Source organism: Amycolatopsis dendrobii, assembly GCF_014145675.1.
In the GTDB taxonomy this organism is placed as follows: domain Bacteria; phylum Actinomycetota; class Actinomycetes; order Mycobacteriales; family Pseudonocardiaceae; genus Amycolatopsis; species Amycolatopsis dendrobii.
This window is the reverse complement of record NZ_JACGZW010000022.1, coordinates 83,160-101,640: the sequence shown is the minus strand read 5'-3', so window position 1 is coordinate 101,640 and position 18,481 is coordinate 83,160. Positions and strand designations below refer to the sequence as shown.

Below are 18,481 nucleotides of genomic sequence, written 5' to 3'. Positions count from 1 at the left end.
ATGTGGGAACACGCTCACGACCTCGGCGGCGGCGGTCTCGGCGCGGCGTTCTGGTGCGACGGTATATATATATATATATATACCGCCCGCTCCCGCATCGCCACCCGCCTCGGCACCACCGCCCGCCTCAGCACTACCGCCCGCTCCCGCACCACCGCCCGCCTCAGCACCGCTGTCGCCATTGGTGCCACCCGTCTCTGTGCCACCGCCAACGACACCGGCACCACCGCACGCGTCGGTGTCAGTGTTGTTGGCGGTGGCAACAACGTCGGCTCTGGTGCCACCTCCCGCTCCGGTGCCGCAATCCCCTCTGCGCGACTGTCGGCGTTGGCGCCGCCGTGCTCCCTCGGTACGACCCTCGACTTCGCTGCCGCCGCACACTCCGGCACCGCTGCCCGCTTCGACACGCCCTCCCCATCGGCGGTGGTGCCACCGCCCACATCAGTGCCCCTGCGTGCTCCGGCACCTCTGCCCGTCCTCGGTGCCGCCGGCGGCATTGGTGCCACCGCCCGCTCCGCCGACCCAGGTCACTCCGCCACCACTGCTCGCGTCGGGACTCCGACTACTCCAACGCCGCCGTTCCCCTCGGTGCCGTCGTCGATATGGCTGCCACCGGCCGCGTCGGTCCCATTCCGTGTCTCCCCTTCGCCTCTCACCGTCCCCTCCGCGCCCCGTCCCGACGAGCAGGCAACGGAGTCCGCGCCATGAGACCTGCGTCCTTCCGTCCAGGACAGCTGTCCCGATCCTTAGCCCGGCTGTCCCAAAAACAGCCGCGCGGACGCGTTTACCGCAACCGTCCCGGAGGGAATCCTCGGCGGCGAAAGGCGGTGAGCGAGATCGGCCAGATCCGAGTGGGCACGTCCGGCTGGCGTTACCCGCCGTGGCGTGGCGCGTTCTATCCGCCCGGCCTGCCGCAGCGGCGCGAACTCGAGTACCTCTCCCGCCAGATGAATGCCGTCGAAATCAACGGGTCCTTCTACTCGCTGCAACGCCCGGAGCGATACCTCGGCTGGCACGCCGAAACTCCCGCCGGATTCCTGTTCGCGGTCAAGGGCGGCCGGTTCATCACGCACCTCAAACAGCTCCGCGACGTCGAAACCGCGCTTGCCAACTTCTACGCGTCCGGCGTCCTCGCACTCGCCGACAAGCTGGGGCCGTTTCTCTGGCAGCTCCCGCCGCGCCTGGTCTTCGACCCCGATCGAGTCTCGACGTTCCTGGGCCAACTCCCCCGCACCACCGGCGAGGCAGCCAAGCTCGCGAAGAAGCACGACGACAAACTGAAGTCCTCGCCGTTCCTGAAGCCGGGACCCGACCGGCCAGTGCGGCACGCGCTCGAAGTGCGCCACCCGAGCTTCACCACGCCCGAAGCGCTGGAGTTGCTCAAGAAACACCGGGTAGCGCTGGTGACCTCCGACGCCGCCGCGCCGTGGCCGTATCAGGAGGACCAGACCACTGACTTCAGTTACGTCCGGTTGCACGGTTCGGAAGAGCTCTACACCAGCGATTACTCCGATTCAGCCCTGCGCGCCTGGGCCGCGAAGATCACCGAATGGCACGACGGCGGCCGCCGCGACGTGCATGTCTACTTCGACAACGACAGCAAAGTCGCGGCCCCGCGCAACGCTGTCACGCTCACCCGGCTGCTCGGCCTCCCCGCCGAAACCGACCCGGCACAGTGAGCGGACAGTGAGCGCACTTCGGTTGGGTGGTGATACGGGCCGCCGGTGGTCTACGTGCTGCCGCTGGGGGTCGGCACGCGGACCACCGCGCCCGGCTGCCCTCAGGCGACCAGCCGCGAGCGTTCCGCCGAACGGCCGGATCGGCCACGCGCCAGCCAACCGCGCCTCGCCCGGAGTGGTCCAACCAATCTCGTGCCGCACGCAGGACAACCGGACCTCGTCCGTTGCAAGCCAACCGACTGCGCTCGCATCCGGCCCCATCAGAGCACTACACGTCGAACCGTGCGGCCCCGCACCCCCACGCCACGGCAACCAGCCAACCCCACCCGATCACGCCGCGGGGCGATGCGGCCGAACTGGCCCTCGCACCGATCCCCATCGCGGACACGCCTGGTCCGAACCGGGATGGTCCAGCCGCGTCAGCAACCGAACCACGCGCAACCAGCCATCCATCGCGGCATCGCGGCATCGCGGCATCGCGGCATCGCGGCATCGCGGCATCGCGGCATCGCGGCATCGCGGCATCGCGGCATCGCGGCATCGCGGCATCGCGGCATCGCGGCATCGCGGCGAAAAGCTACCCCCGCACCAACCCAGCCAACTGCGCCCGCACCCGGTCCGCGTCCGGGTGGTCCAATCGGGTCAGCAACCGGACCGCGCGGAGCCAGCAGTCCCGGGCCGCGGCGGTGCGGCCGTAGCGCAGGTGTGCGGCGCCCAGTTCCGACAGCACGTCCGCGGCCTCATACTCCTCGTCCATCGCGAAGAACATGTCGACTGCCTCGGACAGGCACTCGATTCCTTCCACATGCCGACCCAAGCCGAGCAGTGCGCGGGCCCTCGCGGCCAACGAAAAACGGCCCTGCGGCAAATCGTCCGGCGGGACCAGGGCCAGTGCCTCGTCCGCGAGCGACAGGGCCTGCGGGTAGTCGCCCATCATCGCGCACAGGTCGCCGAGAGCGCGCAACACGTTCGCCTCCACCGAGGTGAATCCCAGTTCCCGCGTGATCTCCAGTGACCGCAGGCCGTGCCGGTAAGCCTCCGGGAAATCCTCGACGCCCTGCGCGGTCATCGCGAGGTTGTAGCGCGCCCGCGCCTCACCCGGCAGCGAGCCCAGTTCCAGTTGCACGGCTAGAGCTTGCTCCAGATATTCGCGCGCCAGCACGTAATTCCGGGCTACTCCTTCGATCACCCCGAGTCCATTGAGGATCGCCGCTTCGCCGTGTCGCTCGCCGGAATTGCGTGCCGCTCGCAGGCCGATCTCGAAGACGTACCGCCATTCGTCGACGCGGGCGCGGCCGGCGAAGTAGGTGAACAGCGACCACGCCAAACGCCAGCATTGCGCGTATCGCCCGATCCGGAAAGACCATTGGATCACCGAGAGCAGGTTCCCGTGTTCCTCGATGAACCACGCCAGCGCTCGATGGTAGTCGGAAAACTCGAGCTCTCCGGCAGGCGGGATCGGGCCGATCTCGTCCATCAGCTGGTGCGGGCGCATCGCCAAACCCGCGTTCCTCGCCGACGCGATGCACCAGTCGAGCAGGCGCGCGCTGGCCGCGGCGCGCTCGGCGGCGTCGTCTTCCTGCTCCGACAGCTCAGTCGCGTAGGCGCGAATCAGGTCGTGGAACTGGTACCGGCCCGGTTTCGGCTGGGTGAGCAAGTGCGTCGAAACGAGCGTGTCGAGAGCGCTACGAGTCTCCTTTTCGGACCGTCCGTTGAGCGCGACTGCCATGCCCAGCGATAAATCAGGACCGACCGACAGCGCCAGCAACCGCAGCAACCGCGCCGCTGCTGGGCACAAAACCCGGTAGGAATAGGAGAAAACTGTGCGGATATTGGTTTCGTCACCGTCGCCGAGGTCGAAGGTGCTCAACCGGCCGGCGTCCGAGGGAAGTGCTGCCACGAACTCGTCCAGCGGCAGTCGCGGGAACTGCGCGGCGCGTACCGCGAGGATTCGGATCGCCAGCGGGAGTCCGCCGCAGTACTGCACGAACTTGCCAGCCGCGATGGGGTCCTCGTGCACTCGTTCGACGCCGATGGCTGACGCCAGCAGTTCCACCGCCTCTTCACTGTCCAGTTCGGACAAAGCGATTCGCCGGGCGCCATGCGTCGCGACGAGTCCGCGCAGCTGCCAGCGGCTCGTCACCACGACCAGACACCCAGGCCCTGGCAACAGATAACGCACTTGTTCGGTGCTATTTGCGTTGTCCAGCACGATAAGCAGCCGCCGACCGGTGGTGTACGTGCGCCAGGTAGCCGCGCGTTCGTCCAAACCGGACGGGATGCGGTCGGCGGGCACGCCCAGCGCGAGGAGCATTGTCTCCAGCGCGGCGATCGGCGACACCGGTGCGCCTGGACCGTAGCCACGGAGGTCCAGGAATACTTGCCCGCCGGTGAAACGGTCGGCGATCTGGTGTGCGAAGTGGACGGACAGGGTCGTTTTTCCTTGTCCGCCCATGCCTTCCACCGAGGCGATCGGCGTGGAGGTGCCGTCGTCGAGAGCCTCCGGCAGTAATGCGCGCAAGGCTTTCAGGTCCGCGGCTCGACCGGCGAAGGCACCCAGATCGGCCGGAAGCTGGTGCGGTATATGGGGTTCCAGCGGAGTCCGGAAGCGCGCGCCTTCGTCGCCGCCCAATACGAGCCGGTGTGCGCGCTGCAGTCCGGCACCAGGGTCCAATCCCAGTTCCTCGGCGAGCAGTCCGCTGATCCGCCGGTGCACCTCCAGCGCCTCGGCCTGCCGTCCGGAGCGGAGCAGCGCGTACATCAGCTGCTCGTGCGGTCGTTCCCGCAGCGGATGTTCACGCGTCAGCCGCTCCAGTTCGGGCACGACAGTGTCGTACTCGCCGACCGTCAGCAGCGTCTCGGCCCACTGCTCGCGGACCCGCGTGCGCTCCTCGGCGAGCTGCCCGACCTCGTCCCGGTGCAGCGCGTCCGACTCCACGTTCTGCAGCGCCGAACCGCGCCATTGCCCGAGCGCGTCCTCGAAATAGCCCGCCGCCCGGCGGTGTTCGCCTCGTTCCGCCGCGCTGCGGCCCCGTGCCGCGAACTGGCGGAATCGACCCAGGTCCACCGCGTTCTCGTCGACTTCCAACCGATAGCCGCCGCGTTCGGTTCGGATCGCCGCGCCGTCGCCGAGCGCCCGGCGCAGCCGCAGCACATACGTCTGCAGCGCACCCTTGGACCGGCGCTGGTCGTCGCCCCACAGCCAGTGGCCGAGCACGTCGACCGAAACGAGCCGGTTGGCCCGCAGCAGCAGTCCGGCGAGCACGATCAGCGGGCGGCTGCCGCCCAGCGGCACCACCTGGTCCCCGGCCAGCACCTCGGCCGGGCCGAGCACCCGGAAGTCGAGGCCGTCCACACGTTCCATTGTGGCGTTCAGACGGCCTCCGCGGCACCTCGGTTCCCGTCGCCGCGGCGATGGCATGATCGGCAGTCATGCAGGTTTACGCGCTCCCGCTGCACACCCGGTTCCGGGATATCACCGTCCGTGAAGGACTGTTGCTCCGCGGCGCCGCCGGCTGGGGCGAGTTCTGCCCGTTCGCGGATTATTCGGACACCGAGAGCGTTCCGTGGCTCGCCGCCGCGCTCGAAGCGAGCGAAGAAGGCTGGCCGGAGCCGGTCCGCGACCGGATTGAGGTGAACACGACAGTCCCCATCGTGTCGCCCGAACGTGCACACGAACTGGTCCGCGCGTCCGGCTGCCGCACGGCGAAGGTCAAGGTCGCCGACAAACGCGCGACGCTGGCCGAGGACTGCGCGCGCATCGAAGCGGTCCGCGACGCGCTGGGCCCGTCCGGTGCGATCCGGGTCGACGCCAACACGGCGTGGGACGTCGACACCGCCGTGCACGCGCTCAGCGAACTCGACCGCGCGGCCGGTGGACTGGAGTATGCCGAGCAACCGTGCCCCACGATCGACGACCTGGCCGCCGTTCGCCGTCGGGTGTCGGTGCGGATCGCGGCCGACGAATCGATCCGCCGCGCGGAAGATCCGCTGAAGGTCGCCGTCGCCGGAGCTGCCGACATCGCCGTGCTCAAGGTCGCCCCGCTCGGCGGAGTGCGGCGTGCGCTGGAGGTCGCGGAGGCGTGCGGGCTGCCGTGTGTGGTCTCGTCAGCCGTGGAGACGAGTGTCGGGCTGGCCGCCGGTCTCGCGCTCGCCGGCGCGTTGCCGGAGCTGGACTTCGCCTGCGGGCTCGGCACGATGTCGTTGCTGCGCGGGGATGTCTGCACCACCACGCTGTCCCCTGTGGACGGTTATCTGCCGGTGCCGCGGCAGGCCCCGGAACCCGACGCCTATGCCGAATTCGCCGCGTCGCCCGAGGTGGCAGCGGCGTGGCTGGACCGGTTCGAGCGGGTCCGGAAGATCAGCGGGTAAGGGAGACTTCAGGGTCGCGGCCCCGGGGCTTTCTCCGGGGCGATCCCGGATGTGCGGCGCACGCCGGTCGCGGAGTATTGCTGGCATGACGGACAACGTGCAGGCCGCACCGGCCAAGAAGATCTTCCGCAGCCGCTCCGACCGCATGCTCACCGGCGTGTGCGGCGGATGGGCCAACTACCTCAACGTCGACCCGTCGATGGTGCGCATCGCCGCGGTCGCCGGCGCCGTGCTCTCGGCCGGGGTGATCCTCCCGGTCTACGCCGCCGCTGCCGTCCTGACTCCCGAAGACTGAGCCAGGAACGGGCGAAGCCCGGCCCACCGCGAGGGTGAACCGGGCTTCGCCGGAAAAGCAGCCGAACTCAGAAGTCCATGCCACCCATGCCGCCGGACGGGTCGGCCGGAGCGGCAGCAGCCTTCTCCGGCTTGTCCGCGACGACAGCCTCGGTGGTCAGGAACAGCGCCGCGATGGAAGCGGCGTTCTGCAGCGCGGAGCGGGTGACCTTCGTCGGGTCCGGAACACCGGCCGCGAGCAGGTCCTCGTACTCGCCGGTGGCGGCGTTCAGGCCGTGGCCCTGCGGCAGGCCCTTGACCTTCTCCGCCACGACGCCGCCCTCGAGACCGGCGTTGATCGCGATCTGCTTGAGCGGAGCCTCGACGGCGACCTTGACGATGTTCGCGCCAGTGGCCTCGTCACCGGTCAGCTTCAGGCCCGCGAAAGCGGCCTCGGCAGCCTGGATCAGGGCCACGCCACCGCCGGCGACGATGCCCTCTTCCACGGCGGCCTTGGCGTTGCGCACCGCGTCCTCGATGCGGTGCTTGCGCTCCTTCAGCTCGACCTCGGTCGCGGCGCCGGCCTTGATGACGGCAACGCCGCCGGCCAGCTTCGCGAGCCGCTCCTGCAGCTTCTCGCGGTCGTAGTCCGAGTCGGAGTTCTCGATCTCCGCACGGATCTGGTTGACGCGACCCTGGATCTGGTCCGCGTCGCCGGCACCCTCGACGATGGTGGTCTCGTCCCGGGTGATGACGGCCTTGCGGGCGCGGCCCAGCAGCGACAGGTCCGCGTTCTCCAGCTTGAGGCCGACGTCCTCGGAGATGACCTGGCCGCCGGTCAGGATCGCGATGTCCTGCAGGATCGCCTTGCGGCGGTCGCCGAAGCCCGGGGCCTTGACGGCGACGGACTTGAAGGTGCCGCGGATCTTGTTGACGACCAGGGTCGCCAGGGCTTCGCCCTCGACGTCCTCGGCGATGATCAGGAGCGGCTTGCCGGACTGGATGACCTTCTCCAGCAGCGGCAGGACGTCCTTGACGTTGGAGATCTTGGAACCGAAGAGCAGGACGTACGGGTCCTCCAGCTCGGCTTCCTGGCGCTCCGGGTCGGTCACGAAGTAACCGGACACGTAGCCCTTGTCGAAGCGCATGCCCTCGGTGAGCTCCAGCTCGAGCCCGAAGGTGTTGCTCTCCTCGACGGTGACGACGCCTTCCTTGCCGACCTTGTCCAGCGCCTCGGCGATCAGCTCGCCGATGGTGCGGTCAGCGGCCGAGATCGAGGCGGTAGCAGCGATCTGCTCCTTGGTCTCGATCTGGACGGCGGCCTTGTGCAGCTGCTCGGTGATGGCCTCGACGGCCGCCTCGATGCCCCGCTTGAGCGAGATCGGGTCGGCGCCGGCCGCGACGTTGCGCAGGCCCTCGCGCACGAGCGCCTGGGCGAGCACGGTGGCGGTGGTGGTGCCGTCGCCCGCGACGTCGTCGGTCTTCTTGGCAACTTCCTTGACGAGCTCGGCCCCGATCTTCTCCCACGGGTCCTCGAGCTCGATCTCCTTGGCGATGGAGACACCGTCGTTGGTGATCGTCGGCGCGCCCCACTTCTTTTCGAGCACGACGTTCCGGCCCCGCGGGCCGAGGGTCACCTTGACGGCTTCGGCGAGGGTGTTCAAGCCGCGCTCAAGACCGCGGCGGGCGTCCTCGTCGAACGCGATCAGTTTGGCCATTGCGGTGTGGTCCTCCGGTATTGGGCGCCACCGCCGCGCTGTCTCCAGCGGCGGCAGCAGGACACGTCCTCGGCCAGGCTCGGTGCCCGCGACGGACGACTGACCGGTGGGTCAGCCTCACCGTCCCGACCTTCAGGCAGGCGGTCGGTGACCGCTCGCCTAGCACTCGACGGCGTCGAGTGCCAATGCCGTGTTTAGCACTCTCCGGGGTCGAGTGCAAGGAGCGCAGGTCAGCGTCGGTGCGCTTCCGCAGCAGGTCGGCCGGGTCAGTGGCTCGGCTGGATGTGGATCGACGACGGCGGCGGGCGCAGCGACGACGGACCGGCCGACTTCGAGCCGCCGGGACCGACCGGGATGTTGGGAGCCGAGGACGCCGGAGCGGTCCCGCCGCTGCCGTTGTCGTCCCCGCCGAAGAGGAAGATCGCGCCGACGACGATCCCGGCCGCGACCAGTACGCCCAGCGCGATCCACAGCCACTTCAGGCCGCCGCTCTTGGGCTGCTTTTCGAACGCGCCCGCGCCGCCCGCCGGGGACGGCGGACGCAGCCGCATCGGGTCGCCGAAGGCCTGGTTCGGATGGCCCTGCTGGTTGGGCTGGGCGGGGTAGCCGGGCTGGTTCGGGTAGCCGCCGTAGCCGGGTGGAGGGCCCTGTTGTGCTTGCTGGCCCAGGCCGGGCTGGCCCGGGTAGCCGTAGCCGGGCGGCGGGCCTGCCGGGGCTTGGCCGGGGTAAGCCTGCTGGCCGGGCTGCGGCTGGCCGGGCTGGCCGGGCTGTGCTGGATAACCGGGCTGGTTGCCGTAACCGGCGGGGCCGCCGTAGCCGCCTTGGGCGGGGTATCCGCCTTGGCCGGGCTGCGGAGCACCCCAGGCGCCGGGGACGCCCTGGCCGCCCGGCGCGCCAACGCCGGGAGCGCCCTGACCCGCGGCTCCGGGACTTCCCGGCTGCGCGCCCGGTCCACCGGGACCAGCGCCAGGGCCAGCGGGTCCACCGGCACCGGGTCCGCCAGCAGCGGGACCAGGACCACCGGGACCACCGGCTCCAGGTCCGCCAGGCCCAGGTGCGCCCGCGCCGCCAGGTCCTTGCTGCATGCCCGCCTCCGGAAGTCCGTTCGGCCGGGCGGGGCCCGGCGGGGTGTCCGACGTCGCGAGCGGGCCGAGCGCGACCCTGGCCGCGGCGATCATCGCGACGCAGTTCGGGTAGCGGTCGTTGGGGTTTTTCGCCATGCCCTTGCGGATGACGTCGTCGACGGCGGCCGGGAGCGCGACCACGCTCGCCACCGACGGCGGTTCCCCGCCGAGGTGGCCCTTGATGACGGTCGGGACGTCGCCGCGGAAGGGCGGGTTGCCGGTCAGGCAGGCGAACAGGACGCAGGTGAGGGCGTACTGGTCGGTGCGGCCGTCGAGCGGTTCGCCGCGCAGGTGTTCCGGGGCGGCGTAGGTGGGCGAGCCGAGGAAGTCGCCGCCGCGGGTGCGGTGGCCGGTGGCTCCGCGGCGGGTGAGGCCGAAGTCGGCGACGTAGACGTGCTCGCGGGAGGTCTCGCGGCTGGTGACGAGGACGTTGGCCGGTTTGACGTCGAGGTGGACGAGGCCGTGGTTGTGCAGCGTGTCGAGGGCGTCGGCGACCTGGTCGAGCAGGCTGAGCGCGCGGGACGGGCTGATCGGGCCCGCGGACATCAGGCCGGCGAGGTCGCCGCCGTCGACCATCCGCATGGCGATGTAGAGCATGCCGTCGAGTTCGCCGAAGTCGTACAGCGGGACGACGTTGGCGTGGTCGATCGCGGAGGTGTTGCGGGCCTCGTCGACGAACCGTTCGCGGAACTCGGCGTCGGCTCCCAGGTGGTCGCCGATGACCTTCAGCGCCACCTTGCGGCCGAGCCGCGTGTCCGTGGCCTGGTAGGTCACGCTCATGCCGCCCTTGCCGAGCACCGAGTCGATGCGGTAGTGGCCCAGCTGGCGACCGGTGAGGTCCCCCGACACGTCGCCTGTCACGCAGCGCAGCTTAACGCGCCGGTATCCGCTGCCACTGGCGGTTCGCCCAACCGGTCAGCGGACCTGCCTCGCTAGACCTTGCGGACGTCCGCGGCCTGGCTTCGGCCGTCGCGGCCGGACTGGACTTCGAACTCCACCCGGTCGCCCTCGTCGAGGGTGCGGAATCCGTCGGCCTGGATGGCCGAATAGTGAACGAAGACGTCCGGACCTTCGGGGGATTCGATGAACCCGTAGCCCTTTTCCGAGTTGAACCACTTGACGGTGCCGACTGCCACGGCGCCCTCCCTCGGGACCAAAATCCGCTGTCCATCAGCGTGCGAAGTGGAGTTCACGCTACCGGAATCAGCGCTCCCGGCAATGGGGTAATCGGCAGAATCCCCTTACGCCTGCGATACTCGCCGGTTGCGCGATTGGACGAGCACGGTTCCCGGTCCGGCGAAATCGAGGACGAGTCCTTCGCCGGTGCGCAGTGATTGCGGGCCGCTCGGGTCGAGTGCGCGCAACCGGCATTGCACCGTGTCGGGATAGGCGAGGAGGTAGTCCGGGCGCACGGTGACGATCTCGCCGCGGCCGAGGTCGAACGAGTCCACCGGGCCGGGTGCGGTGAGCAGCAGCGGACCGCGGCCGCTGTAGTGCTCGAGAAATCCGGAATCGGCGCCGAACAACTGCTGCAGCGGGGCCCAGTTCTGGTCGACGCGGACCGTGCTCGGCCGGGCCAGCACGCCCTCGCGGTGCACCGACCAGCCGGTGGAACCGGTCAATTCGAGCGGATAGACGTCGCCGGGACCGAGCGGGGCCAGGTCGACCCAGCCGCCTTCCTGCGGCGCGGTGAACACCGAACGGCCGCCCTTGCGCCCTCGGTTCTGGTTCGTCTCGGCGACGTTGAAGCTGCTGGCCAGCAACGATTCCGCGGCGGCCTGCACGGCTTCGCCGGGGGCGAGCAGCACGCGGGCGACGCCGAACCCCGGCGTGTGCCTGGTGTGGACGCGCATGTCAGCGGGGCGTCGCGAGCGCGGCGCGCCCGTGCTGGTTGCGGACCCGAAACTGCATCAGAACTCTCCCCGTACTCCCCGGCTTGTGCCGGGAGAGTGTTGCACGACGGGCAGCAAGAGGGAGGATGGTCCGCGTGATCTCCGTCGACGCCTACCGCGAGACCGTGACCGAACTGCTCGGCCGCGCGCCCGTTCGTACTGTTCCCGTCGCCGATGCGGCCGGGCTCGTCCTCGCCCGCGACGTGCTCGCCGGGGTGGCGCTGCCGCCGTTCGACAACTCGGCGATGGACGGGTATGCCGTGCGCGCCGCGGACGTCGCCGAGGTGCCGGTGACGCTCCCCGTGGCCGACGACATCCCGGCCGGCCGGGTCGACGTCAAACCGCTCGAATCGGGTACCGCTCAGCGGATCATGACCGGCGCGCCGCTGCCGCCGAGCGCGGACGCGATCGTGATGGTCGAGGACACCGACCGCGGCACGTCGGAAGTCCGGATCTCCCGCGCGGCTTCTGTCGGCAACCACATCCGCCGGATCGGCGAGGACGTCACCGAGGGGACGATCGCGCTGCACGCGGGCACCGTGCTGAGCCACGCGCACCTCGGCCTCGCCGCGGCGGTCGGCTTGGCGGAACTGGAGGTGTTCCGGCCGCTGTCGGTGCTGGTGGTGTCGACCGGAACGGAGCTGGTGGAGGCCCCGAACCCGTTGCAGCACGGGCAAATCTACGAGTCGAACAGCGTGATGCTGGCGGCGGCGCTGCGGGAGCTCGGCTGCCAGGTCGAGGTCGTGCGCAGCGTGGTGGACGACGTGGAGGAATTCCGCAAGATCATCGAACCGCGCCTGGAGTCGGCGGACCTGCTGATCACGTCCGGTGGGGTGTCGGCGGGCGCCTACGAGGTCGTGAAGGACGCACTGACCGGACAAGGCGTGGAATTCCAGAAAATCGCGATGCAACCGGGCGGACCGCAGGGATGCGGCCGGTGGAACGGCGTGCCGGTGGTGACGCTGCCGGGAAATCCGGTGAGTGTGCTGGTGTCCTTCGAGGCGTTTCTCCGTCCGGCGGTGCTGTCGGCGATGGGCCATTCGGACGTGGACCGCCGGCGGGTGCGGGCTCGGCTGACCGAGGACATGCCTTCCCCGGCTGGTCGGCGGCAGTATCGGCGGGGGTTCTTCACGCCGGTGCTCGGCGAGGTGACCGGGGTGGTCGGGCCGCGCGGCGGGCCGGGGTCGCATTTGCTGGCGGCGTTTACCCAGGCGAATTGCTTGATCGTGCTGCCGGAGGAGGTTTCGGCGGCTTCGGAGGGGGATGAGGTTGAGGTGCTGCTGCTTTAGCTCTGGCTGAGCGGGTTGGTGGGCTGCTGGCGGCAGCCCTTTGCCGTTCCTGCGTCAACCGGCCGACCGTCGTCACGCTCGTGACTCGGTGCCGCTTCTCGCCGCGCAGCAGCCGGGTTCCGCACGCCAGACGTTCTTCGCCAACGCAGCCCCCGCCAACGCAGCCCCCGCCAACGCAGCCCCCGCCAACGCAGCCCCCGCCAACGCAGCCCCCGCCCTCTCCGGGGGACGGCCCTTGTCCAGTCTATCCGCCCCCACCGACAACCCCAGCCCCTTCAGCCGGGTTGTCCACAGCAAGCGCGACTTGGGGAAAGTCCCGCTCCCGCCGCAACGGCCCCATCAGCAGCACCCCCAGCGACACCAGCTGAACACCCACCATCGCGAACATCGCCACCCGCACCCCGGCCGCCTGTCCGAGCGCTCCGCCCGCCAGGGCGCCCAGCGAGATCGTGCCGTAGTTGACCATCGACGAGCTCGCGCTGATCCGGCCGTAGAGATGGCGCGGGCAATACCGCTGCCGAAACGTCGCGCCCAGCACGTTCGACCCCACCACGCCCGCCGCGATGCCCGCTCCCGCAAGGACGAACAGCGTCAAACCCCACCCGGGCCGGGTCAACGGGCCGAGCAGCATCGCGGGGACAACCAGCACCTCGCACCACAGGAAACCCCAAGCCGTACCGGTCCGTCGGGCGAACCGGCTCACCAGCGTCGCGCCTAGCACCCCGCCTGCCTCCGCCAAGGCGAGCACAAGTCCGACGCCACCCGGGCCCTGGCCCAAATCGTCGACCAGGAAGACCACTGCCACCGCGTAAAAGCCGTTCAGTGCCAGGTTCGCGACCGCGCCGGAGAGGACCATGACGCGCAGGTAAGGGTCCCGCGCCACGATCCGCATTCCCTCGGCGATTTCGGCGCGCAAGCGTGTTCGCGGGCGCGGGGGTGGCTCGTCGGCGCGCAGGAAACCCAGGCACAGTGCGGAAAACCCGAAGCTCAACGCATCCACGAGCACACCGCTGACCGGTCCGAACGCCGAAGCCAGCAGTCCGGCCAAACCAGGGCCGCCCACTTGCGCGGCGGATTCCGCGCCCTGGAGCCGGACGTTGGCTCCCAACAAGTCAGCATCGTCCACAACGGACGGGAGGAAAGCCCGATAGGCGAGGGAAAAGAAAACCTGGGCGAAGCCGCCAATCAAAGCCGCGGCCAAGAGCATCGCGAAAGAAAGAGAACCCAAAACCCACGAAATGGGCACCGCGAGGAACGCAGCCATCTGGACAACGTCACAGACCAGCATCACCCGCCGCTTAGGCCACCGGTCGACCCAAGCACCGGCAGGCAGACCCACCACGAGCCAGGGAATCCAAGCGGCCGCGGTCAGCGACGCGACTTCGAAGGTCGAAGCGTGCAGCACCAGCAACGCCACCAACGGAACTGACGCACTCGCGACCGCACTGCCGACCGTGCTGACCGTCTGTCCAGTCCACAAGAGACGGAACGCGGCGCCTCTCACGGCTGCGCTCTGAAACCGCGCCCGAACACGAAAACCGGCTCCCGTTCCGTCGACGGATCCGCCGCCGCCTTGGCGCCGAATTCCTCGAACAGCGCGGAAACCCGATCGTTCAGCTCCGCCAATTCCGCGGGCGTCAACCGCATCCACGCATCGGAAGAGAACCACGCGTCGCACCACTGCTCCGGGGCTGTTTCCATTTCCGAGAGCCAGCCCCGCGACAACGTCATCTGCCGATCGAGGCTCACCGTCTCCGCGACCTCCGCCACCGGATCCCCCGCGAAGTCCGAAGTGGCCCACGACAACGTGCCGGAAGGACGCCGCCACCACCGCTCCCGCCGGTCTCGCGCCAACTCCGGCGCCTCGACCACCAACCCGGCCCCGGAGAGCACCTTCAGGTGGTGGCTCACATTGCCCACCGCCTGGCCGGTTTTCTCCGCGAGCACCGACGCGGTGGCCGGACCGTCGAGTTTCAGCATGTCCAGCAGGCGGCGGCGCAGCGGATGCGACATCGCGGCCAGCACCTGGGAATCACGGACCTCCATGATGCACAAGAGTAGTTGTACAAGAACTCTTGTGCAATAGCCCGCAGGTATCCTCGCGGACATGGGCATCATCCTGTGGATCGTCTTCGGCGCGCTGGTCGGCTGGATCGCGAACCTCGTGGTCGGCGGCCGGGAACGGCAGCGGCAGGGCTGTCTCGTGAGCGTGCTCGTCGGCGTGGTCGGGGCAGCCCTCGGCGGCTTCATCTACCGGCTCGCGACCGGTGAGCAGCAACAGTTCGAATTCGATTTCCCGAGCTTCGGCGTCGCCGTCCTCGGCGCGATCGTGCTGCTGCTCGTGTTGCGGCTGGTCAGCGCCGCGACCTCGAGCCGGCGCGATCGTGACCGTTGGTAACGGTTTCCCGACGATCTGTCAGAACACCTGGGCCGCGGGCTAAACTGATCCGTTCCGCGCCCGGGTGCGTGCTTCGTCGGGGGACGCATGCACCCGGGCCGCGTTCCGCACGAGCCGAGCGGCGTGAACAGAGTCGACGAGCTGGGGAACGGGCACCGAAAGGACATCCCGGCGCCAGTCGCGCAAGAGCCGCGCGAGCAGATCGGGTACCGCCATCGTCTCCCTCGCCAGGTCGGCCCGGGCACCGGTCCCGAGCGGCGTCAACTACCCGGTGTTATCGGATTGTTCGACGCGTCGTTACCGGTTTGTGGTCGCGCCCACCCGCGGCGGGGCAACCCTTACGACCAGGGGCCGCCGGGTCCGCCGCAGGCGGGCGGTAGCGTGGGGAAGCCCAAATCGGACCCTTACACCGACCGAGACGAACAGCGGGGAACTCGACCCATGAGCGGCCAGCCCACCGGTAACCCCCTCGCGCACGCTGTCCAGCTGGCCCGCGAGACGTTCCCGCCGATGCACCCGGCAGGACGGCCGTTCCTTCTCGGCGGCCTCGCCGCGACATTCGTGCTGCGCCGGTTCTCCAAGCGCCTCGGCGTGGTCGGCGCGCTGGCCACCGCGGGCATGACGGCGTTCTTCCGCGAGCCGAAGCGCGTGCCCCCGGTGCGGGACAACGTCGCGATCTCGGCCGCCGACGGCACCGTCTCGCTCATCGAGGAAGCGGTCCCGCCCGCCGAGCTCGGCCTTCCCGCCGAACCGCGGATGCGGGTGAGCGTGTTCCTGTCGGTCTACGACGTGCACGTCCAGCGCACGCCGGCGGCGGGCGTGATCTCGAAGGTGGCGTACAAGCCGGGCAAGTTCCTTTCCGCGGACCTCGACAAGGCGAGCGAGGTCAACGAGCGCAATTCGCTGGTGCTGCACACCGTCGACGGCCACGAGCTCGTCGTCGTGCAGATCGCCGGGCTGGTCGCGCGCCGCATCCGGTGCGACGTCCGCGAGGGCGACAAGGTGTCCGCTGGCGAGACCTACGGCATCATCCGCTTCGGCTCGCGCGTCGACACTTACCTGCCGCCGGGCAGCCGGGTCGTGGTGGCCAAGGGCCAGCGGACCGTCGGCGGCGAAACCGTGCTCGCCGAACTTCCTGCGCAGGGAGAAAGCTGACCATGGTCCGCGTGACCACCCCGGGCGTCCGGCTGCTGCCGAACGCGATCACCGTGCTCGCGCTCTGCGCCGGACTTTCCTCGGTGCAGTTCGCCCTCACCGGCAACTACGCGATGGCGATCGGCTCGATCGGCATCGCCGCCGTCCTCGACAGCCTCGACGGCCGCATCGCCCGCCTGCTCGACGCGACGTCCAAGATGGGCGCCGAACTCGACTCGCTGTCCGACGGCATCTCGTTCGGCGTCGCGCCCGCGCTGGTGCTCTACGTCTGGCAGGCGCACGGCGACCGCATCGGCTGGGTCGCGTCGCTGATCTTCGCGGTCTGCATGATCCTGCGGCTCGCCCGCTTCAACACGCTGCTCGACGACACCGACCAGCCGCCGTACGCCGCCGAATTCTTCGTCGGCGTGCCCGCGCCCGCCGGCGGCCTGGTCGCGATGCTGCCGCTGATCGCCACGCTGCAGTGGGGCGAGGGCTGGTGGTCCGAGCAGTACGTGGTGCTCGTCTGGACCATCGCGGTCGCCGCGCTGCTGATCAGCCGCATCCCGACGCTGTCGCTGAAGACCGTCAAAGCCCCGGCGAAGGCGATCGCGCCGCTGCTGGTGGGAGTCGGCCTGCTGGCCGCCGCGATCATCGTGTTCCCGCTGGCGGCGCTGGCGGTCGCGCTGGTGCTGTACCTGCTGCACATCCCGTACTCGGTCTACCGGCACCGCTGGCTCGCCGCGCACCCAGAAGCCTGGGAAGTTCCGCCGCGCGAACGCCGTGCGATCCGCCGGGCCCGCAGCCACCGACGGTTGCGGTTGCGTCCGGCCTCGGGCCGCGTCGCCGGTGCGGCGATGCGCGCGGTGCGGCGGACGAACTCGGACCTCGTGCGGAGCCGGAATCTGCGCGAACGGGACCACAGCTCGGCCACGTCCGGCCCCACCCAGCGGCGGCGCAGCTGGCGTCGGATCGGCATCCGGCGCCGATAGTCCGGCCTCGTCAGGCGCCAAACACGGCACGAACCACAGATTCGGCACCGTCGATCTCGATCATCCCGAGCGCACGCGCGTCGTCGAGCGCGAGAGCGCCCGCGGCAAGACCGAGGACGCAGGCCGGATCAGCGCGGACGGTGGCGTCGAAATCAAGGCCGTCCTGCGGGCCGACCTCGAAGCCCGACCGCGTGGCGCGGAGCTGGAAAGGCGCACCGCCTACCTCCAGGCCGACCGTCGCCGCGGCCTGGATCTTGACCCGGGCGTCGAGCAGTGCGGGAAGGGCGAGCGCGAGCCATTCGGGACGGAAGGAATCGCCCTGCGGGCCGCGGGTCATCAACGGCGCGGACCAGCGGATCAGGCTCTCGATCGGCTCGCGCAGCTGGGCACCCCACGGCGTGAGTGCGTACTCGACCGCGCTGCCCTTGCCTGCCAGCTGCCGCTCGAGCACGCCCGCGGCCTCAAGATCGCGGAGCCGGTCAGCGAGCAGGTTGGTCGCGATGCCCGGGAGTCCGCCGATCAGGTCCCGGTAGCGCGCCGGGCCGATCAAGAGCTGGCGGACGATGAGCAGATTCCACCGGTCGCCGACGATTTCGAGGGACCGGGCGAGCCCGCAGTACTGGCCGTAACCGCGCATCATGTCCTCTGCTTGACAATCTCAAGTACGCTTGTCTTTCTCAAGCATAGCGTCGAGGGGGCCGAGATGGCTGAGCGCGCACGTCCCGCCTGGGTGGACGACGAGCTGTTCCCGTTCAAGAGCCGCTTCGCCGACATCGACGGGCACACCGTGCATTACGTCGACGAGGGATCCGGTCCGACCCTCCTGCTCCTGCACGGCAATCCGACCTGGTCGTTCCTCTGGCGCGACGTGATCCGCGCCCTGCGCGACGACTTCCGGTGCGTCGCTCTCGACTACCCGGGCTTCGGGCTGTCGGCGGCGCGGCCCGGTTACCGCTATCTGCCCGAGGAGCACGCCGACGTGGTCACCGGGTTCGTGGACGCGCTCGGGCTCAGCGCCCTCACCCTGGTCGGGCAAGACTGGGGCGGGCCGATCGGCCTCGCCGCCGCACAGCGTCGTCCCGGTGTCTTCGAGCGACTGGTTCTCGTCAACGCCTGGGCCTGGCCGGTCAACGGCGACCCGTACTTCGAGGCGTTCGGCCGCATCGCAGGCGGACCTCCGATCCGCTTCCTGGCCCGGCAGTTCAACCTTGTCGCCAAGGCGTTCCTCCCGATGGGCCACCGAAAGCGGAAACTGACCGCGGCGGAGACAGCCCACTACCTCCGCGCGATGGACACGCCCGAGCGACGCCAGGCCTCCGGCGTGCTCCCCAGTCGAATCCTCGCCAGCCGGGCGTTTTTCGCCGAGGTGGAGGCGGGCCTTCCCGACCTCGCCAAGCTGCCGACTCTGATCGTGTGGGGCAACGCGCAAATCGGCTTCCGGCCCCGGGAACGCGAACGACTGGAAGCGTCCTTCCCCGACCACAAGACGGTGGCTCTCGACGGCGTCGGGCTTTACGTGGAGTCCGACGCGCCCGAGGAGTTCGTCGCCGCGATCCGCGGCTGGTCCGCGACGCAGTAGGCGCGGTCCTCTCGTTCGCGCATAACCGCCCA

The 18,481-nt window shown here is 69.8% G+C and carries 16 protein-coding genes; 8 read left to right on the top strand and 8 right to left on the bottom strand.

The window, feature by feature from the left end; genetic code table 11:
- Positions 1 to 827: 827 nt before the first annotated feature.
- Positions 828 to 1,679 (top strand): DUF72 domain-containing protein, encoded by an 852-nt coding sequence (locus H4281_RS42320; RefSeq protein ID WP_182896471.1) that lies wholly within the window; start codon positions 828 to 830, stop codon positions 1,677 to 1,679.
- 577 nt (positions 1,680 to 2,256) lie between these two features.
- Here H4281_RS42320 and H4281_RS42315 read toward each other — a convergent pair.
- Entirely contained in the window at positions 2,257 to 5,043 is a 2,787-nt protein-coding gene (locus H4281_RS42315; protein WP_182896470.1) for an AfsR/SARP family transcriptional regulator, read from the bottom strand.
- Between the two features lie 68 nt (positions 5,044 to 5,111).
- Between H4281_RS42315 and H4281_RS42310 the strand changes: the two genes are divergently transcribed.
- Both H4281_RS42310 and H4281_RS42305 read left to right on the top strand, forming a co-directional pair.
- Positions 5,112 to 6,050, top strand: a complete 939-nt coding sequence (locus tag H4281_RS42310; RefSeq protein ID WP_182896469.1) for an o-succinylbenzoate synthase — start codon at positions 5,112 to 5,114, stop codon at positions 6,048 to 6,050.
- 85 nt (positions 6,051 to 6,135) lie between these two features.
- Positions 6,136 to 6,345 carry a PspC domain-containing protein gene (locus H4281_RS42305; RefSeq protein ID WP_037807882.1) on the top strand — a complete coding sequence of 70 codons (210 nt, stop codon included), beginning with the start codon at positions 6,136 to 6,138 and terminating at the stop codon, positions 6,343 to 6,345.
- 67 nt (positions 6,346 to 6,412) lie between these two features.
- On the opposite strand, the gene groL is transcribed toward H4281_RS42305, so the two are convergent.
- The 4 genes from groL to H4281_RS42285 all read right to left on the bottom strand — a co-directional run bounded on the left by groL (position 6,413) and on the right by H4281_RS42285 (position 11,018).
- Entirely contained in the window at positions 6,413 to 8,041 is a 1,629-nt protein-coding gene (gene groL / locus H4281_RS42300; protein ID WP_043827278.1) for a chaperonin GroEL, read from the bottom strand.
- Between the two features lie 266 nt (positions 8,042 to 8,307).
- Positions 8,308 to 10,026, bottom strand: coding sequence for a serine/threonine-protein kinase (locus H4281_RS42295; RefSeq protein ID WP_312872286.1), 1,719 nt, complete (start codon positions 10,024 to 10,026; stop codon positions 8,308 to 8,310).
- Between the two features lie 71 nt (positions 10,027 to 10,097).
- Complete coding sequence (locus H4281_RS42290; protein ID WP_009083993.1) at positions 10,098 to 10,301, bottom strand: cold-shock protein; 204 nt, start codon at positions 10,299 to 10,301, stop codon at positions 10,098 to 10,100.
- Positions 10,302 to 10,406: 105 nt separating this feature from the next.
- Positions 10,407 to 11,018 (bottom strand): AIM24 family protein, encoded by a 612-nt coding sequence (locus H4281_RS42285; RefSeq protein ID WP_182896468.1) that lies wholly within the window; start codon positions 11,016 to 11,018, stop codon positions 10,407 to 10,409.
- 134 nt (positions 11,019 to 11,152) lie between these two features.
- Between H4281_RS42285 and moeA the strand changes: the two genes are divergently transcribed.
- Positions 11,153 to 12,346, top strand: a complete 1,194-nt coding sequence (moeA, locus tag H4281_RS42280) for a molybdopterin molybdotransferase MoeA (RefSeq protein ID WP_182896467.1) — start codon at positions 11,153 to 11,155, stop codon at positions 12,344 to 12,346.
- A 244-nt stretch (positions 12,347 to 12,590) separates the two neighbouring features.
- On the opposite strand, the gene H4281_RS42275 is transcribed toward moeA, so the two are convergent.
- Together H4281_RS42275 and H4281_RS42270 are read right to left on the bottom strand one after the other, a co-directional pair.
- Positions 12,591 to 13,850: an MFS transporter gene (locus tag H4281_RS42275; RefSeq protein WP_182896466.1), complete on the bottom strand. Its 1,260-nt coding sequence runs from the start codon at positions 13,848 to 13,850 to the stop codon at positions 12,591 to 12,593.
- Entirely contained in the window at positions 13,847 to 14,392 is a 546-nt protein-coding gene (locus H4281_RS42270; RefSeq protein ID WP_182896465.1) for an ArsR/SmtB family transcription factor, read from the bottom strand. Before H4281_RS42270 ends, H4281_RS42275 begins: the two co-directional genes overlap by 4 nt.
- Positions 14,393 to 14,453: 61 nt before the next feature.
- Between H4281_RS42270 and H4281_RS42265 the strand changes: the two genes are divergently transcribed.
- The 3 genes from H4281_RS42265 (at position 14,454) to pssA (ending at position 16,870) form a co-directional block, all read left to right on the top strand.
- Positions 14,454 to 14,744 carry a GlsB/YeaQ/YmgE family stress response membrane protein gene (locus tag H4281_RS42265; protein WP_182896464.1) on the top strand — a complete coding sequence of 97 codons (291 nt, stop codon included), beginning with the start codon at positions 14,454 to 14,456 and terminating at the stop codon, positions 14,742 to 14,744.
- A gap of 441 nt (positions 14,745 to 15,185) precedes the next feature.
- A complete protein-coding gene (locus H4281_RS42260; protein WP_182896463.1) occupies positions 15,186 to 15,899 on the top strand; it encodes a phosphatidylserine decarboxylase in 714 nt (237 codons plus the stop codon).
- 2 nt (positions 15,900 to 15,901) lie between these two features.
- On the top strand, positions 15,902 to 16,870 hold the full coding sequence (gene pssA / locus H4281_RS42255) for a CDP-diacylglycerol--serine O-phosphatidyltransferase (RefSeq protein ID WP_182896462.1): 969 nt from the start codon (positions 15,902 to 15,904) through the stop codon (positions 16,868 to 16,870).
- A gap of 10 nt (positions 16,871 to 16,880) precedes the next feature.
- On the opposite strand, the gene H4281_RS42250 is transcribed toward pssA, so the two are convergent.
- Positions 16,881 to 17,510 carry a winged helix-turn-helix transcriptional regulator gene (locus H4281_RS42250; RefSeq protein WP_246412725.1) on the bottom strand — a complete coding sequence of 210 codons (630 nt, stop codon included), beginning with the start codon at positions 17,508 to 17,510 and terminating at the stop codon, positions 16,881 to 16,883.
- Between the two features lie 63 nt (positions 17,511 to 17,573).
- Between H4281_RS42250 and H4281_RS42245 the strand changes: the two genes are divergently transcribed.
- Positions 17,574 to 18,449 carry an alpha/beta fold hydrolase gene (locus H4281_RS42245; RefSeq protein WP_182896461.1) on the top strand — a complete coding sequence of 292 codons (876 nt, stop codon included), beginning with the start codon at positions 17,574 to 17,576 and terminating at the stop codon, positions 18,447 to 18,449.
- Positions 18,450 to 18,481: the final 32 nt, after the last annotated feature.

Bases quoted from the DNA above. Each gene is read 5' to 3' on its own strand.
- H4281_RS42315 (WP_182896470.1), bottom strand. From the start codon at position 5,043: ATGGAACGTGTGGACGGCCTCGACTTCCGGGTGCTCGGCCCGGCCGAG.
- H4281_RS42310 (WP_182896469.1), top strand. From the start codon at position 5,112: ATGCAGGTTTACGCGCTCCCGCTGCACACCCGGTTCCGGGATATCACC.
- H4281_RS42305 (WP_037807882.1), top strand. From the start codon at position 6,136: ATGACGGACAACGTGCAGGCCGCACCGGCCAAGAAGATCTTCCGCAGC.
- groL (WP_043827278.1), bottom strand. From the start codon at position 8,041: ATGGCCAAACTGATCGCGTTCGACGAGGACGCCCGCCGCGGTCTTGAG.
- H4281_RS42285 (WP_182896468.1), bottom strand. From the start codon at position 11,018: ATGCGCGTCCACACCAGGCACACGCCGGGGTTCGGCGTCGCCCGCGTG.
- H4281_RS42270 (WP_182896465.1), bottom strand. From the start codon at position 14,392: ATGGAGGTCCGTGATTCCCAGGTGCTGGCCGCGATGTCGCATCCGCTG.
- H4281_RS42265 (WP_182896464.1), top strand. From the start codon at position 14,454: ATGGGCATCATCCTGTGGATCGTCTTCGGCGCGCTGGTCGGCTGGATC.
- H4281_RS42260 (WP_182896463.1), top strand. From the start codon at position 15,186: ATGAGCGGCCAGCCCACCGGTAACCCCCTCGCGCACGCTGTCCAGCTG.
- pssA (WP_182896462.1), top strand. From the start codon at position 15,902: ATGGTCCGCGTGACCACCCCGGGCGTCCGGCTGCTGCCGAACGCGATC.
- H4281_RS42250 (WP_246412725.1), bottom strand. From the start codon at position 17,510: ATGATGCGCGGTTACGGCCAGTACTGCGGGCTCGCCCGGTCCCTCGAA.
- H4281_RS42245 (WP_182896461.1), top strand. From the start codon at position 17,574: ATGGCTGAGCGCGCACGTCCCGCCTGGGTGGACGACGAGCTGTTCCCG.